We start from the raw sequence: 15,830 nt of genomic DNA, 5'->3' as shown, positions 1-15,830 counted from the left end.
GTAAAGCGCCTTCATCAGAAGGCGCTTTTTTTATGCCTGCTCGCTCAGCTTCTCTTCAAACCGCAATAACCTTCCCGCATTGCCGAGCACCAGCAGCGTGCTCAGATTATGCAACAGCGCAGCGATAACTGCGCCAGAAGCGCCAAGCCAGCCAAAAGCCGCCATCGCGACAATGGCCAGCGTCCAGCCCAGGCCGATAAATACGTTGACCTGCAAAGTCCGGCGGCAGCGGCGGCTCAGGCGCACGCAGGTGCCCAGCCGGCGAAGATCGCTGCCGATCAAGACAATATCCGCCGAAGACATAGCGATGTCGGACCCACCGGCCCCCATTGCCACGCCCACTACGCCAGCCTTTAGTGCCAGCGAATCGTTGATACCATCGCCGATAACCATAGGCCGGTAGCCGCTGTCGATTTGCCGTTTCACCTGCGCCAGCTTATCCGCGGGCAGCGCCCCGGCCACTACGTCAGCGATCCCCACCTGGTGCGCAATTTTGTCCGCAACCGACTGGCGATCGCCGGTCAGTAAAAGCTGCCGGTTTAGCCCAAGATCGCGCAGCTCGGCCATCGCCGTTGCCGCCTCACTTCGCAGGCTGTCGGCCAGCAGCAGCCAGCCAAGAAAACGGCCATCCAGCGCCAGCCCGACAATCGGGCCATCGTGCTCAGGGGCCGCAGGTAAGTCGGTCAGAGTGGAGGCTAACAGCTCACGCCTGCCAAGCACCGCTTCTCCCTGCGGTGTAGAGGCGGAAACGCCTAACCCCTGATGCTCACGCACATTTTCGAGAGGCAGCCAGGCTTCCCGCGAAACAATCTCGCTTACCGCGCGGCTGACCGGGTGATTGCTGGTCGCGCCCAGGCTGGCCGCCAGGGTTTGCAGCAAAGTGGGATCGGTATCGCCATAAGGCGCCACGGCCTGCAGGTGTAGCCTGCCGTGCGTTAGCGTACCGGTCTTGTCGACCACCACGGCGTTGATCTCCGCCAGCTCCTCAAGAAAGGCCGCGCCGCGAATTAAAATGCCGTGGCGGGCGGCCACCGTCAGCCCGGCAATTGATGATGCCGGGGCGGAAAGCACCAGCGCGCAGGGACAGGCTGCCACCAAGACGGCCAGCATCGCCTGGGCATCCTGCGTCAGGAACCAGGTGCTGGCGGCAATCATCAGCACCAAAAGCAGATAACGCGCCGCGTGGCGCTCGAGCAAACGCGTTATCGGCGGGCTTGCCTGTTCCGCGCTTTGCATCAGGGCGATCACGCGCCCCAGCGTCGAGGTCTCTCCGGTACGCGTAACCTGGATGCGCAGCAGACCATCCAGATTTATCGCCCCACCGAAAACTTCCGCACCCGGCACAACTTCCTGCGGTACGGACTCCCCGGTAATCGGTGCCGTGTCCAGGCTGGCTTTGCCTTCCAGCACCACGCCGTCGGCAGGAATATGGTCCCCGGCACGCACTTCAACCACATCGCCAGGTTCGAGATCGTGGTTGTCAATATCCTGTAATTCACCGTCCGTGCTTAAGCGCCGCGCCCTGCTGCGCGTGAGTTTGCTCAGCGCGGCAATAGCTTCCTGCGACCCAATCACGCTGCGCTCTTCGAGAATATGCCCGACGATCATGATCAGCGGCAGCAGCGCGGCGGTCAGAAGATCCCCGGTCGCCCAGGCACCCAGCAATGCCAGCGCGATAAGCTGGTCGGTCAATCCGTGCAGGCTGGGGTAGCGCAGGCTATGCAGCGCGTGACGCAGCACCGGAACAGCCACAACAACCGAGGCTGCGCCCAAAAGTAAATCGCCGACGGCAACCTGCTGAGGCGCCAGCCACCGCCAAAGCAGCCCCAGAATCAGCGCCCCGCTGGCCACCAGCGCCAGCATCAACTGGCGGGTAATATGCCGCTGCTCCTGGCGGGTCAGCGCCCCACCGGCTTGTACAGAAGAAGTCATGGTTTCGTCGCCTCTTGTTGCGCTACACCCTGCAGGATCAAATGCGCATCATCCTGCGGCGACACGGTGATTACCGACCCGGCCTGGGACAGGATCCCGGCTATTCGCTGGCGATAAATACGTCCCAGCAAATCAGGATCGTCATGGTTGCTGGCCAGACGGGCAATTGTCGCCGTGTCCGACTGCGCCTTCGCCACGCTCTCCTGCGCTTTTGCCTGGGCAGTTTGCAGCATCTGGTCGGCCTGTTGAACCGCCTTTTGCCGCGTTAATGAGGCATCGCTTTGCGCCGTCGCGATCGCTTTCGAGGCCTGCTGGCTGGCGGTTAAGACCGCATTGAATGCCGCCACGGTCGTCAGCGGTAAAGCAGACTGCACGGTCACCCGCTCAAGAGTAATCCCCGCATCGCTCCCCGACTGCTGAAGCCGCAGCAAATTCTGTTCGATATTCCGCTGCACGTCGCTCCGCAGCTGTTCGCGCTGCTGCGCCACGTTCATATCGTTGCCGGGCATTTCGGGCCGGGCAACCAGAATGGTATCCAGATCGCGGGAAGCACAAACCGCGACCGCCGCGCGCTCGACCAGCCGGTCCAGCAGCGGCAGGACATGCTTGTCCTGTAAGACGTAAGCAGTTGGCGTTCTGACCCGATAAAATACGCTAATATCCAGTTGCACAACGCCCGCATCACCGGTGAGCAAGAAACCAGAGCCCGAAACAGCATCATTGCCGGGGCCACCGTTGATATCCAGGCTTTGCGCTTCGGACGAGCGCAGCAGCGCGGTCACCCGGTGTTCAATCACCCGATCCGGTCCTGGCACCATCACTACTTCATTTACCGGCGCGGGCCAGGCAAGCAGCAAGCCAGGCTCGGCCACGCGCTGCTCAGCGCCGAAGCGCAGCACCACGGCCCTGCTGCCCGGCGGAATTTGCCGGACATTCGACAGCAACCACGCCCCGGCGGCAAACAGCGTCAGCACAAAGATCGCGATAAACGCCAGCCGAATCGACTGCGTCCACGGCCCACCGGGCTCAAGTTTTTGCCGTTTAGTCATGGTTTTTTATCCGCCGCTTTATCCATTTGCGGCCCGTCAACCAGCAGGCTGAACGGTTTGGCATCGGTACGCAGCACCAGTCGGGTTTGCGCATTCACCATGCCGCTAAGCGCGTCAATCTGGCGCAGCAGGCTATAAAGCTGCGGGGCGCTGGCATAAGCTTTACCGTAGATGGACGCCGTTTGTACCTGGGCCTGGGCTTCGATATCCGCCGCTTTCACTGAGGCCTGAGCTTCGGTGATGCGAGCATCGCGATCGGCGGCGGAACGAATCTCTGCCGCAGCGCGCTTACCTTCCGCCGTGCGCTCAATCGCAATGGTTTCACGCTCTGCTCGCATACGGTCAACCGTGGCGTTGAGCGTCACGGCCGGCAACGTCAGGCGTTCGGTGCCCATCTGCACCAGCCTGATGCCGTAACTTTGCAGCAGCGGCTGGCTGATTTGCTGTTGAAGATGCGATTCAAACTCCGCCAGCTGAACCTGCTTGCCGTCGGTGTTCACCAGTTGAGAAAGCGTGAAGCCGCTGGCGGTGGTTTCCAGCGCTGAGCCTAAGTAGGTGCGAATTTGCCGGGCCGCTTCATCCGGCTGGTTTTGCACCGCCCGCATAAACCGCTGCACGTGTTCAGGCGTGCTGTCCACTTCCCATACCGCGTAGGACTGAACGATGATCCGCAGGCCATCGCGCGTGCCGACATCCTGCAGCCCGCTGGACGTCGTCCGCAGGCGCAGATCCACCACCGTTGCCGTTTCAAAAGGGGCAGGCAGCCGCCAGGCAAGCCCCGGCTCCAGCAGCACGCGGACGGGTTTGCCGAAACGGGTGATCACCAGTGATTCACCGGATCTCACCTGCACCAGGCTCGCAGCCGCAAGCAGAATAACGACCAAAACAACGGCGGCGGTAATACGCTTCCAGGCGCCTTTTTTACCCCCTTCCGGGGCGGAAGAGTGGCCATGACTGCAGCCGTGGCCGTGGTGGTGATCATGATGTCCATGAGAGTGGGAATGGCTCACCGGGAAAGCTCCTGTGCGGGTTTAGCGGGCGCGTCACGCCGCGCCGCATCGGTAGAAGTAGGGAAATCACGCAGATCGAGCGTGGGCGGCGAACCGGCACCAATTCGCTGGTCAATGACCAATAATGGGCGGCCGCTGAGGGCCTGCTGAAGCTGTTTAAACCAAAGCTCGTCGATAAAGACCTGCCCTGCCTGCTGGTAAGCATTCTTCTGCGCGGCAAAGCGGGTGGCCGTTGCCTGAGCTTCGCTTAGCGCTTCGGTAGCATTAACCTGCGCCGTGTTTTCGCGCACTGCAGCATTGGTCGCGGCAATCGCGGCTTTTTCTGCCGCACTTCCCTGCTCTCTCAGAATCAGCGACTGCGCGGCAATCTGCGCGGCCTGTACACCATGAAAAGCGTCGGCCGCCCCGGCAGGCGGATGAATCGCCTCCACGACGGTAGAAAGGATTTCCACGCCGCTGTGCAGGTTATCCAGTTGCTGCTGCACGGCCTGGTTAATCTGCCCGGCCAGGTCGTCACGCCGCTCGCTCAGGACATCATCCAGCGTTAAAGACGAGAACTGATGTACCAACACCTCATTTGCCGTGCTGCGCACCAGATCAGACAGGTTCACTGCCCGGTAGGTTGCCGCCAGCGCGGCGTTATCAGTCAAGCCAATACGCCACATAAAGCGCACGTCGCTGTTAACGATCTGCAGGCTTTGCCGATCCCCGCTCTGGCTGGCGATAATTTGTGCTTTGTCGAAGTTGTGGGTGGCATCCCAAAGCCTGTCGGCGCTGGCGGGCGCGGGGCCTTCGGCATCGGCGCGTTTTACAGGAGCTTGGCTGGCTGGATCTTCCCCGGCAGCCAGCTCATGCACCTGCCCATTTTCGGTCAACTGCACCCGACCAAACGGCCAGGGCAGCCCCAGATGCAGCCCCGGCTCCAGCACCGCCACAGAGCGGCCAAAGCGCTCATACACGCCGCGTTCAGTGGCTGAGATTTGCTGCAGCCCGGTCAACAACCAGCCGCAGATCACCATCAGGGTCACCATCGGGATAAACGCGCGCTTCAGGACGCTGAAGGCCCAGACCTGGCGAAGATCGATGCCAAACCGCTGGTGCAGCTCCTGCTGTAAAAACCCGAGCGGGCGCGGCGGCCAGGTTAGCTGGGCGGCCAGTTGGCTTTTGGGGATAAGCCTGGGCTCTGTCGTGCCGTCTCCGGGGGGTGCGAACAGAGAAAACAGCCCGCGCAGCATAAACTCGACGGCAACCAACAGTACCAGCGCAGCGGGCAAGTTTATCGCCAGTGCACTGTTGAGCTGTGGCCAGACAAGTCCCGGTAAACTCAGCACCTGTACCGCCATCACCAGGCGCAGCAGCGGCGCTATCGACCCGGCTTCCGGGGAAGCTTCTTTCGATACCGCACTGAGATGCCGTTCGGCCACCAGTAGCACAAAGACGGATCCTGCCAGGCACGCTACAGCTATCCAGCGGTTATTATTGTCCAGCAGGGGAACGTAGCGGCTACTCCAGCCAGAAAACGCAATATAGAACGCCAGCGCGGCAAGCGCCCCGGACCAGATGCCTTCTGCCTTAAACAAAGCTTCAGCCCGGGCAAAATTTAACGGCACCAGGCCCGTAAGCCAGCTTAAAAGAGGATTCTTGGGCGCTTCTTCCTCCTGAACCGAAGGCTCAATCGGAGGGGAAAACTTAAAGCTTCGCCACTGGCAAATACGCTGCGTCGCGTGCAGCGAAACAACCAATAACAAAAGCGCTGCGGCATTGCTGCAGAGTAAAGCGACCCAGCGGGAAGCTGGCTCCAGGATACTGACCGTCAGCGCCAGCAGGAGCATCATAAACAGCAAGAAGGTTAAGGCGAACACCGCACGCGCGGCGAGTCGGGCCTGCGCGCCGGCCAGCGAATAGCGAGCGGGCAGCGCCTGAGGCAGCAGTTCAGCTTCGGGTAACCGGGTAGGTGGCATGATGTTTTAAGCGTGAGGTGCGCAAGAGTTGCGCAGTATTTTTGGATTGTTATTTTATAACATACCAACACAAAATGCTGGCGAGTAAAGATGTGTCATTTTATGTCAGTGTGATGACAATAAAAAAGCGAACATCAATGTTCGCTTTTTCACATCCAGGTAGCACTTACTGGGAGTCGATATCTTTCAGGTCATCCTGAATCGCCGCCGCGTTCGGGTTCGCCTCTGGCTTAAGCTGGCCGCCGTTAGCCAGGAAGTCATGGCGCTGGAAGTAGGCTTCACGCACGGTGATATAAGGATCGGCTGACTGGCGCAGCAGGCCGTCGGAATCCAGCAACTGGGCGCGCGTTTCGACACCTTCGACCGCCCATTTACCGATGGACATCGGCCAGGTCAGCCAGGAAAGCACCGGATACAGCGTATCGACAAAATCACCGCCGTCTTCGCGCAGCGTGAAGCTGCCATAGCCCGGTAACATCACATAAGGACCGTAGCCTACGTCGTAATGGCCCAGCGTGCTGCCGAAGCGGTGAGGCTCGACGCGCTGAAGTTTAGGGTTAGCCATCCCGGCCACGTCGATGAAGCCCCCCATCCCCAGCAGGGTGTTCAGGAAGAAGCGCGTAAAGTGCACCATCCCCTGGTACGGGTCGCCCTGCACGAAGTAGTTCACCATCGTGGCGGGCTCTTCGAGGTTGCTGGTGAAGTTGCTCAGGCCGTTGCGCGCGGGCACCGGCACATAGTCACGCCACGCTACGGCCACCGGACGTAATACATACGGGTCCAGCACGTTGTAGTTGAAGTTGAACATTGAACGGTTGAACCCTTCGAGCGGGTCCGAACGCCCCTGAGGCTGCTGGCTACCAGAACTGGCACATCCCACTAATACCGTTGTTGCCAGAGCAAGTCCGGTCAGGCGGAAATTCATTAGCGTCTCCCTATTATTGTTTGTCTGCGCTTTCAGTGGTGCCCGGTTCAAGCTGGGCCCTCGCCTGATCGATACTGCGCTCAATGACGGCGCGGCGCTGGTCGTTTGCCGGTAAAATTTTCAGCATCATGTCCCACGCCCCAATCGCCTCACGGTAGTTCTGGCGCTCAAAAGCATTGAACGCCAGCAGGCTGAGCACGCGAATATTCGTGTGGTCATCTTTTAACATTTCGCGGAGCAGAAGCCCACCAAGCTGGTTATCCTGAGCGTCGGCAGAGCGGGTCAATACTTCAGCATAGCCCAGCTTTGCTTCGCCGTTTGTGGGCGCAAGTTTATAGGCGTGAGCAAAAGCCTGTGTCGCCGTTGTGGCGTTATTCAGCACCATGCCAATGCGCCCAAGCATCATCCAGCCTTCAAGATTATCAGGCTGTTGCTGCAATCGCGTGCGTAATCCTAACCCAAGACGCGCCATCTCTTCCATAGTCAGCGGCGCGGCCTGCGGGTCAAGAACACGTTTTAACAACGCTGGCGTCTCGGCCGTCGCCTGCCGCCAGGCCTGCACCTGCGCCAGCCCGGACGTTTTCAGATAACTGCCAGCGCTGACCGCCAGCAGCAGCACGCCCCCCGGCAAGAAAACCCACAGCGAGATTTTCCCTGAGGTTATCCCGCCGTTCAGCGCCGGATTTTCTTCCGTGAGCGAAATCTTTTGCCGCCTGCGGCTGCGTAAGACAATCACCGCCGCACCACCGACAATAAACAGCCCCGGCAACACCCAGAGGATCACCGTGGCCGGCGTCAGCGGCGGCTCATAGGTCACAAAATGGCCGTAACGCTCCACCATATAGTCCACAATCTGTTGCTTGCTTTTGCCCTGCTGCATCAGCTCGTAAACTTTAAGCTTCATGTCTGAGGCAATCATTGCGTTGGAATCCGCAATACTGTTGTTCTGGCATTTCGGGCAGCGCAGCGCCTCGGTTAGCTGGCGGAACTGCTGCTCCTGCGCTTCATCTTTAAAGGTGAAGGTATCAATGGCCGCCGCCGCATTTAGGCTAAACAGCATCCCGAGCAAAAAGAACATTGCGCGCATCATGAGCCCGCCTCCTGGCTGTATTTCTCCCAAAGCGGCTTCAGCTCCTGCTGCCAGACGCGATCGTTCAGATCGCCCGCGTGGCGATAGCGGATGATCCCCTTGCCGTCGATCAGGAAGGTTTCCGGCGCGCCGTACACGCCGAGATCCAGCCCCAGCATGCCGTTGCCGTCAAACAGGCTTAGCCTGTACGGGTTCCCGAGATCGCGTAGCCAGGTAATCGCTTTATGGCGATCGTCTTTATAGTTCATGCCGACGACGCGGACGCCCTGCGCGGCAAGCCCGTTAAGAAACTTGTGCTCGGCGCGGCAGGTTGGGCACCAGGTCGCCCAGACATTCAGCAGCAGCGGCTTGCCGTCCGCCAGCACTTCCCGCCCCCACTCTTTACCCGGCTCATCGAGCGATTCCAGACGAAACACCGGCACAGGCTTACCAATCAGCGCCGACTCCAGATCCGTGGGCGCTTCGCCCTGGGCATTGCGCGCCAGCTGCCAGAGCAGCAGCGAGGCCAGCAGCAGAAACAGCGCCAGCGGAATAAAAAGATAGCGGCGCTTCATGCTGCGGCCTCCGGCTTAACTTTACGGCTGCGATAACGCGGGTCACACAGGCAGCAAAGCCCGCCGAGGGCCATCAGCAGCCCGCCCGCCCAAATCCAGCGCACGAAAGGTTTGTAATACAGGCGCACCGCCCAGCTGCCATCGTCCAGCTCTTCGCCCAGCGCGGCATAAAGGTCACGGGTGAAACCGCCGTCGATGGCCGCCTCGGTCATCATCGCCCGGTTGCTGTTATAGAAACGCTTTTCGGCGTGCAGCGTGGCTTCCGGCTTGCCGTGACGGGTGACGTCAATCACGCCCACACCGCCGCGGTAGTTAGGGCCGGTGATGTCCCGCACTTCCCGGAACACAAAGTGGTACTGATGAATATCAATGCTGTCGCCGGACTTCATGCGCACATCGCGCTCGACGCTGTAGCTCTGGCTAAAGGCGATGCCAACCACCGTCACCGCCAGGCCCAAATGCGCGGAAACCATCCCCCAGTGGCTGGCAGGAATTTTGCGTAACCCATCCCAGAAGCCGTGGCGATGCGTGGCGCGTTGATAAACCTCCATCAGCGCCAGCACAAAGACCCAGACGGCCATCAGCAGGCCGACCACCGTCATTGCCTCTACGCTATCCTGCATCAGCCACGGTAAAAGCAGCGACAGAATCAGCGTGATAACCACCGCCGCCAGCAGATGTTTGCGCAGCTTGCCCGGCTCGTCGCGCCGCCAGCGAACCAGCGGCCCAATGCCGAGCATCAGCGCAAACGGGGCCATCAACGCAGTAAACATCGTATTGAAGAACGGCTCCCCGATGGAAATGCTGCCGAGGCCAAGCTGTTTATGCACCAGCGGCAGCAGCGTGCCCAGCAGAACCACCAGCATGGCGGCAATTAGCAGGACGTTGTTGCCGAGCAGGAAAGACTCGCGCGACCAGAGATCGTTGCTCACGCGGGAGCGGACTTTGCTGCCTTTGACCGCATACAGCAGCAGCGAACCACCGATAACGACCACCAGGAAAGCCAGAATAAACATGCCGCGCGCCGGATCGGACGCAAAGGAATGCACCGACACCAGCACGCCAGAGCGAACCAGGAACGTCCCCAGCAGGCAAAGCGAGAAGGCGCTTATCGCCAGCAGCACCGTCCAGGCTTTAAAGCTGCCGCGTTTTTCGGTAACGGAAAGCGAGTGGATAAGCGCCGTGCCCGCCAGCCACGGCATAAACGAGGCGTTTTCTACCGGGTCCCAGAACCACCAGCCGCCCCAGCCCAGTTCGTAATAAGCCCACGCCGAACCCAGCACAATCCCCACGGTCAGGAAAGCCCATGCCGCCAGCGTCCACGGGCGAGTCCAGCGCGCCCAGGCGCTGTCCAGCCTGCCGCCCAGCAGCGCCGCAATCGAGAAAGCAAACGCCACAGAAAAACCTACATACCCCATATACAGCAGCGGCGGGTGCAAGATCAGGCCGATGTCCTGTAGCAGCGGGTTTAAATCTCGCCCTTCCAGCGGGTAGTCCGGCAGCGTGCGGATAAACGGATTGGAGGTGAAAATAATAAACAGCAGGAAGCCGAAGTTAATCATGCCCATGACAGCCAACACGCGGGCGTGATCTTCTTTTGGCATGCTGCGCCCGGTGAGAGCAACGGCAAACGTCCAGCCGCTCATCATCAGCACCCACAGCATCAATGACCCTTCATGCGCCCCCCAGGTAGCCGCCACGCGATACCAGACCGGCAGCTCGGTATTCGAGTTGTTGGCGACGTAAAGTACGCTGAAGTCGTTCACCACGAAGGCGTTAACCAGTATCAGGAATGATGCGCAAAGGGTGATAAACAGCGCCCAGCTAAACGGCCGCGCGGAGGCCATCAGCCGCTTGTCACCGCGCGCCACGCCCCAGAGTGGATAAACGCTTAATAGCAAAGACCAGCCGAGCGCCAGGCTTAGCAGGAACCCACCGATTTCCGGCATCATGAGGCGTTATCCTTATACACTTCCGGAGCCTGCTGGTGATTTTGCTCCATCGCCGCTTTCACCTCCGGCGGCGTGTAGTTTTCATCGTGTTTCGCCAGTACTTCTTTGGCGTGAATAAGCGTGGCACCTTCCATCACGCCCTGGGCAACCACGCCCTGCCCCTCGCGGAACAGATCCGGCAGAATGCCCTCGTAGGTCACGTCCACCACACCGCGCGCGTCATACAGCTTGAAATTGACCTTCAGGCTTTGGCTGTCGCGCTTCACGCTGCCCGGCATCACCATGCCGCCGATCCTCAGGCGCTGCCCGGTTTCCGGCATTAAATGACTTTCGCCTTTGCCGTAGATAATTTCGCCGGGGGTATAAAACAGGTCGATATTGCTGCGTAGGGCGTACAGCACTAGCGTTATTGTCAGCCCAAGACCGGCCAGCACCGCCACGGCCAGATAAAGCCGGTTTTTACGACGCGGATTCACTTAAACTTCCTCCTGGCGCTGACGAGCGACACGAATACGCTGCTCTCTGGCCTGCTGGCGCGCCACCGCCCGCAGAATGGCGCGGTGCTGGTAGCGGGTATGAAAAATCAGCCCAAGCAGCGGCAGAAGCGTAAAAGCCACCGCCAGCCAGACGTAAAAGGCGTAGCCGCCCATGGCGAAAAACTCGCCCCAGTGTGTGAACGCCCACGTCATGATTTTGCTCCTTTGCCGTTAGCAAGCGTTAACACCCACGGACGGCGGTTTTCCTGTAACAGCAGCAGGTTACGCAGGCGCATCAGGGTGAGCGTGATAAACAGCGCGAGGAAGCCGAAGATAGTCCAGCGCAGCGGCGTACGCATGGAAGGGTCGATGGACTGCTGCATATTGGTCGAGCCCTGATGCAGCGTGTTCCACCACTCCACCGAGAAGTGAATAATCGGCAGGTTCACCACGCCGACCAGCACCAGAATCCCGGCGGCACGGCCCGCAAGACGGCGATCGTCAAACGCGCTGTACAGCGCGATGGCACCCACGTAGAGGAACAGCAGCACCAGTTCGGAGGTCAGCCTCGCGTCCCAAATCCACCATATGCCCCACATTGGCTTCCCCCAGGCGGAGCCGGTGACCAGGGCGATAAAGGTAAATGCCGCCCCGACGGGGGCCATCGCCATCACCGCCAGATCGGCGGTTTTTATCTGCCACACCAGGCCAATAAAGGCGGCAATCGCCATGCTGGCGTAAATGCCCATCGACCACATCGCCGCCGGGACGTGAAGGTACATGATCCGGTAGCTTTGCCCCTGTTGGTAGTCCGCCGGGGCAATACCAAAGCCCCAGACACAGCCGACCACCAGCAGCACCGCGCTGAGGATAGCCAGCCAGGGCAGCAGGCGGCCACAAAAGTGGTAAAGCCGCTCGGGTTTAGCCAACTGATGTAATGTTTTCCACATAGGTTTTGCTCACAAAACAAAAAATAAAGTTATGCAACGCTTACCCGCAGCGCCGCCGCCGTAGCGAACGGGCTTAGCGTGGCGCTGCCGGCCAGCAGCGCGCCAAGAATTGCCATATAGCCCTCCACCGGCAGATGCATCGAGGCGGCATCCATCGCGGCGGTGGCAAAAATTAAAAGCGGGATAGTCAGCGGCAACACCAGCAGGCTGAGCAGCACCCCGCCCCGCTTCAGACCAACCGTTAACCCCACGCCGGGCGCGCCGAGAAAGCTCAGCGTCGGCGTTCCCAGCAACAACGTGGTGGCCATCACCTGCCAGCCATAAAAATCCAGCCCGAGCAGCAGGGCCGCCAGCGGTGAAAGCAATAACAACGGCAGCCCGGTCACCACCCAGTGAGCGGTCACTTTCGCCAGCACCACCAGCGGCAAAGGCACCGGCAGCAGCATCAGCTGTTCCAGCGAGCCGTCCTGAAAGTCATCCCGGAACAGCCTGTCCATCGCCATTAAAGAGGCCAGCAAAGCCGCCACCCAGATAACCCCCGGCGCAATGCGCACCAGGAGCTGCGGCTCCGGGCCAATGCCGAGCGGAAACAGGGTTATCACAATCAGGAAGAACCACAGCGGGTTGGCGATTTCAGCCCCGCGACGAAACACGACCTGCAGTTCGCGCCAGAAAATGCGCCTAATCATAAACAGCTTCCTGCAAATGAATCTGCCGTATAGCGCAACTTAGCGGCTGATGGCTGGTGAGAATTACTATCCCGCCAGCTTCGGCGTGCTGCTGCAGGCGCCGGGTCAAGCGCTCAATGCCGGCGGCGTCCAGGGCGGTAAACGGTTCATCCAGAAGCCAAAGCTTTGCCGTGGAAAGCCACAGACGAGCGAGCGCGGCGCGGCGCTGCTGCCCGGCGGAAAGCTGGTTGACGGATAAATCTTCGAAGCCGAGCAGCCCGGTTTGCTCGAGCGCAGCCCACAGCTGTTCTTCAGCTACATCGGCATGAAAAAAGGTGAGATTTTCAAAAGGGGTGAGAACGGATTTGATCCCCGGCTGATGGCCAATCCACAACAGGTCACCGTGGAAATTATCGCGCTGGCGGCGAAGTGGCTGATTTTGCCAGAAGACTTCGCCCTCATCGGCCTGCGCCAGTCCGGCCAGAATACGTAAAAGCGTGGTTTTCCCCGCGCCGTTTTTGCCCGCCACCTGCACCATTTCTCCCGGCTCAACGCTAAACGACAGCGCGTTGAACAGCGTGCGATCGTCACGCTGGCAGGTCAGTTGTCGGGCTTCTAGCATCAGGAGGCGCTCCTTGTCTCGGGTGACGCTAAGCATATCATATCGCCCTGTTTTCTTCAGGTTACCCCCGACGCCTTCGGCTACTCCATTAGGGTTAATTGGCTTATTCAGATCAAATCTGGGGCGATTATTCCCATTCGTCAAAAACGTGGGATAAAAACCGCTACGCTTAAGTGAACATTTTCCGACCAGGAACCGCCCTGATGGACAAGATCGAGCCCGATGAAATAGCTAAGACCGATGAGCTGGCAGTGGACAGCGATGAGAAATCGAGCGGCAAGAGAATAGAAGTGGACGAGGATCGCCTGCCCTCCGGCGCGATGGCGATTCACGAGCACATTCGCCAGGACGGGCAAAAAGAGCTGGAGCGCGACGGCATGGCGCTGTTCTGGTCAGCCGTGGCGGCGGGTTTGTCGATGGGCGCCTCGCTGCTGGCGAAAGGCATTTTTCACGTCAACCTGGTCGGCGTGCCCGGCAATTTTCTGCTGGAAAATCTTGGCTACACCTTTGGTTTTATCATCGTCATTATGGCGCGCCAGCAGCTGTTTACTGAAAACACCGTCACCGCCGTGCTGCCGGTGATGCAGCACCCGACCACCAGCAATTTGGGGCTGCTGATGCGGCTGTGGGGCATTGTGCTGTTCGGGAATATCGTCGGCACCGCGATGGCGGCGCTGGCCTTTGAATTTATGCCGATATTCGACGAAGCCACTCGCAAAGCCTTCGACGATATCGGCATGAAGGTGATGGCAAACCCGCCCGGTGAGATGTTCGCCAATGCCATTATCTCCGGCTGGATCATCGCCACCATGGTGTGGATGTTCCCTGCCGCGGGTTCGGCAAAAATCTTTGTTATAGTGCTGATGACGTGGCTGGTTGCGCTGGGTGATTTAACCCATATCGTGGTCGGCTCGGTCGAAATTCTTTATCTGGTGTTCAACGGCACGCTGCACTGGAGCGAGTTCTTCTGGCCGTTTGCCCTGCCCACCTTAGCCGGGAATATCTGCGGCGGAACGTTCATTTTCGCGCTGATCAGCCACGCGCAGATCCGCAACGATATGAGCAATAAGAAGAAGGCCGAGGCGAAGCGGAAGCAGGAGGAAATGAGCCGAAACTCAGCGAAGAGCGGAAAATGTGACGGGTAAATTGTTCATCTTCCAGGCAAACGGACCGCCAACCCCTTAACCTGCCTCGAAAAGCGGGTATACTACGCCCGCCGCGTTCCCTTAGTTAAATGGATATAACGAGCCCCTCCTAAGGGCTAGTTGCAGGTTCGATTCCTGCAGGGAACGCCATTAGATTTCACCTTTCTGCTCTGTCTTTCTTTCAGACTCGTCATTAAAAATACCTTCTGCTATCAATGCGGTGAGCTTTGCATATCCACAGCATGGAATCACCGGAAGCATTAAGGATATAATCCCTGCAACGATCCCTCAGCCGTCGAAAAGAACATGACAAAACTTACGTTACAAGAGCAGATGCTCAAAGCAGGCCTGGTCAGCAGCAAAAAAGTGGCTAAAGTGCAGCGCACCGCGAAGAAATCACGCGTGCAGGCTCGTGAAGCGCGAGAAGCCGTGGAAGCTAACAAACAGGCTCAGGTTGAGCGCGATAAAGAACTCAGCGAACAGCAAAAGCAGGCCACTTTAGCCAAAGAATATAAAGCGCAGATCAAGCAGCTGATCGAAATGAACCGCATTGTTATTTCGAAGGGTGATATCGGCTATAACTTCACGGACAATAACTTAATTAAAAAAGTCTACGTCGATAAAGTAACCCAGACTCAGCTGATTAAAGGCCGCCTGGCCATCGCCCGCCTGATTTCAGATAAAAATCCTGAAGGCGAATACGCCATTATTCCCGCAGGCGTTGCCGATAAAATTAAACAGCGCGATGCCAGCTTTATCGTGCTGAGCAGCGACCTGGCTCCGGAAGACAAAGACGAAGACGATCCGTATGCGGACTTCGTGGTGCCTGATGATTTGATGTGGTAACGATTCATTGAGTTAAGGCAGCCTGGTTTTGCCGGGCCGCCTGGTTAATTTTTTTCAATCATATTGAGGATCAAATCAAGCGGGAAGATTATTTCACTGGTCTGTCTGAGTTCTTCCGTTGTCCACCAGCGGTGCTCCCGAATGACTTTCTTTTCGTTGTCAGTCCACCTCGCACGGTCAATATCTGATTTATCCACATGAAGGGTAAAGAAACGCTCTGCCGCAAGAACCGTTTCACCGCTGGGCAGCATCATTTCGAAGTTTCTGGCTGCTACCTGCTGCCCTGCCGTGATTCTTGTTAACCCCGTTTCCTCAAAGAGTTCTCGCAAAGCGGCCTGTTCATATGATTCACCGTGTTCAAGCCCTCCGCCCGGCGTTGCCCAGTATGATTTTCCACGCAAAGCATCCTCTGTATGGCAGAAATTAAACAGCAAGACATGATTTTCTGGGGAAATAACTATCCAGCGAGAGGATGGTCGAAAACGCACAAAACCCCCTGATACAGGTTATTCATCATTATTTGAAAGTGGACTTAGAATCGTGCATAGATTTACGGCAATATAATATCAGAAATGAGGCAGTTAGCCGGAAATCATCCCGTTCCCCCGCCCTTACATATTTTTATATCCAGTGATTTTACTGTTACGGCG

At 58.5% G+C, this 15,830-nt stretch carries 16 protein-coding genes and 1 tRNA gene; 3 read left to right on the top strand and 14 right to left on the bottom strand.

The genetic code is table 11. From position 1 onward, the window contains the following. Positions 1–30: 30 nt before the first annotated feature. From ACREYP_RS06485 to ccmA, 13 genes are all read right to left on the bottom strand, one after another. The gene (locus ACREYP_RS06485; protein WP_498881202.1) at positions 31–1,932 is read right to left on the bottom strand and encodes a heavy metal translocating P-type ATPase; all 1,902 of its coding nucleotides are present in this window, start codon (positions 1,930–1,932) and stop codon (positions 31–33) included. Next, complete coding sequence (gene hflK / locus ACREYP_RS06480; RefSeq protein ID WP_498881201.1) at positions 1,929–2,981, bottom strand: protease modulator HflK; 1,053 nt, start codon at positions 2,979–2,981, stop codon at positions 1,929–1,931. The genes ACREYP_RS06485 and hflK (ACREYP_RS06480) overlap by 4 nt, the downstream gene beginning before the upstream one ends. After that, positions 2,978–3,991: a protease modulator HflC gene (gene hflC / locus ACREYP_RS06475; protein WP_498881200.1), complete on the bottom strand. Its 1,014-nt coding sequence runs from the start codon at positions 3,989–3,991 to the stop codon at positions 2,978–2,980. Before hflC ends, hflK (ACREYP_RS06480) begins: the two co-directional genes overlap by 4 nt. Continuing rightward, positions 3,988–5,952: a protease modulator HflK gene (gene hflK, locus ACREYP_RS06470; protein WP_498881199.1), complete on the bottom strand. Its 1,965-nt coding sequence runs from the start codon at positions 5,950–5,952 to the stop codon at positions 3,988–3,990. The genes hflC and hflK (ACREYP_RS06470) overlap by 4 nt, the downstream gene beginning before the upstream one ends. 166 nt (positions 5,953–6,118) lie before the next feature. Beyond that, positions 6,119–6,877 (bottom strand): phospholipid-binding lipoprotein MlaA, encoded by a 759-nt coding sequence (gene mlaA, locus ACREYP_RS06465; RefSeq protein WP_008459669.1) that lies wholly within the window; start codon positions 6,875–6,877, stop codon positions 6,119–6,121. Between the two features lie 13 nt (positions 6,878–6,890). Then, a complete protein-coding gene (locus ACREYP_RS06460; RefSeq protein ID WP_336819312.1) occupies positions 6,891–7,955 on the bottom strand; it encodes a cytochrome c-type biogenesis protein CcmH in 1,065 nt (354 codons plus the stop codon). 8 nt (positions 7,956–7,963) lie between these two features. Further along, positions 7,964–8,521: a DsbE family thiol:disulfide interchange protein gene (locus ACREYP_RS06455; protein WP_166872115.1), complete on the bottom strand. Its 558-nt coding sequence runs from the start codon at positions 8,519–8,521 to the stop codon at positions 7,964–7,966. After that, entirely contained in the window at positions 8,518–10,473 is a 1,956-nt protein-coding gene (locus tag ACREYP_RS06450) for a heme lyase CcmF/NrfE family subunit (RefSeq protein WP_008459666.1), read from the bottom strand. The genes ACREYP_RS06455 and ACREYP_RS06450 overlap by 4 nt, the downstream gene beginning before the upstream one ends. Beyond that, complete coding sequence (gene ccmE / locus ACREYP_RS06445; protein WP_498881198.1) at positions 10,470–10,949, bottom strand: cytochrome c maturation protein CcmE; 480 nt, start codon at positions 10,947–10,949, stop codon at positions 10,470–10,472. The genes ACREYP_RS06450 and ccmE overlap by 4 nt, the downstream gene beginning before the upstream one ends. Continuing rightward, positions 10,950–11,162 carry a heme exporter protein CcmD gene (ccmD, locus tag ACREYP_RS06440; RefSeq protein WP_008459664.1) on the bottom strand — a complete coding sequence of 71 codons (213 nt, stop codon included), beginning with the start codon at positions 11,160–11,162 and terminating at the stop codon, positions 10,950–10,952. After that, positions 11,159–11,899, bottom strand: a complete 741-nt coding sequence (locus ACREYP_RS06435) for a heme ABC transporter permease (protein ID WP_336819277.1) — start codon at positions 11,897–11,899, stop codon at positions 11,159–11,161. The genes ccmD and ACREYP_RS06435 overlap by 4 nt, the downstream gene beginning before the upstream one ends. 29 nt (positions 11,900–11,928) lie before the next feature. Continuing rightward, positions 11,929–12,588 carry a heme exporter protein CcmB gene (ccmB, locus tag ACREYP_RS06430; RefSeq protein ID WP_008459662.1) on the bottom strand — a complete coding sequence of 220 codons (660 nt, stop codon included), beginning with the start codon at positions 12,586–12,588 and terminating at the stop codon, positions 11,929–11,931. After that, positions 12,581–13,189, bottom strand: a complete 609-nt coding sequence (gene ccmA / locus ACREYP_RS06425; protein WP_336819278.1) for a cytochrome c biogenesis heme-transporting ATPase CcmA — start codon at positions 13,187–13,189, stop codon at positions 12,581–12,583. Before ccmA ends, ccmB begins: the two co-directional genes overlap by 8 nt. A 203-nt stretch (positions 13,190–13,392) precedes the next feature. On the opposite strand from ccmA, the gene ACREYP_RS06420 reads away from it, so the two are divergent. From ACREYP_RS06420 to ACREYP_RS06410, 3 genes are all read left to right on the top strand, one after another. Further along, positions 13,393–14,334 carry a formate/nitrite transporter family protein gene (locus ACREYP_RS06420; RefSeq protein WP_008459658.1) on the top strand — a complete coding sequence of 314 codons (942 nt, stop codon included), beginning with the start codon at positions 13,393–13,395 and terminating at the stop codon, positions 14,332–14,334. 75 nt (positions 14,335–14,409) lie between these two features. Further along, a tRNA-Arg gene (locus tag ACREYP_RS06415) sits at positions 14,410–14,484 on the top strand. A gap of 156 nt (positions 14,485–14,640) precedes the next feature. Further along, entirely contained in the window at positions 14,641–15,180 is a 540-nt protein-coding gene (locus ACREYP_RS06410; RefSeq protein ID WP_166862509.1) for a DUF2058 domain-containing protein, read from the top strand. A 44-nt stretch (positions 15,181–15,224) separates the two neighbouring features. Here the strand turns inward: ACREYP_RS06410 and ACREYP_RS06405 are convergent, their stop codons facing one another. After that, the gene (locus tag ACREYP_RS06405; protein WP_336819280.1) at positions 15,225–15,668 is read right to left on the bottom strand and encodes an NUDIX hydrolase; all 444 of its coding nucleotides are present in this window, start codon (positions 15,666–15,668) and stop codon (positions 15,225–15,227) included. Positions 15,669–15,830 lie beyond the last annotated feature (162 nt).

It is taken from the genome of Enterobacter sp. TMH.L2 (genome assembly GCF_050847315.1).
GTDB lineage: Bacteria > Pseudomonadota > Gammaproteobacteria > Enterobacterales > Enterobacteriaceae > Cedecea.
Note: the sequence above shows the minus strand (reverse complement) of the source record. Positions and strands in the feature narration are given on the sequence as shown.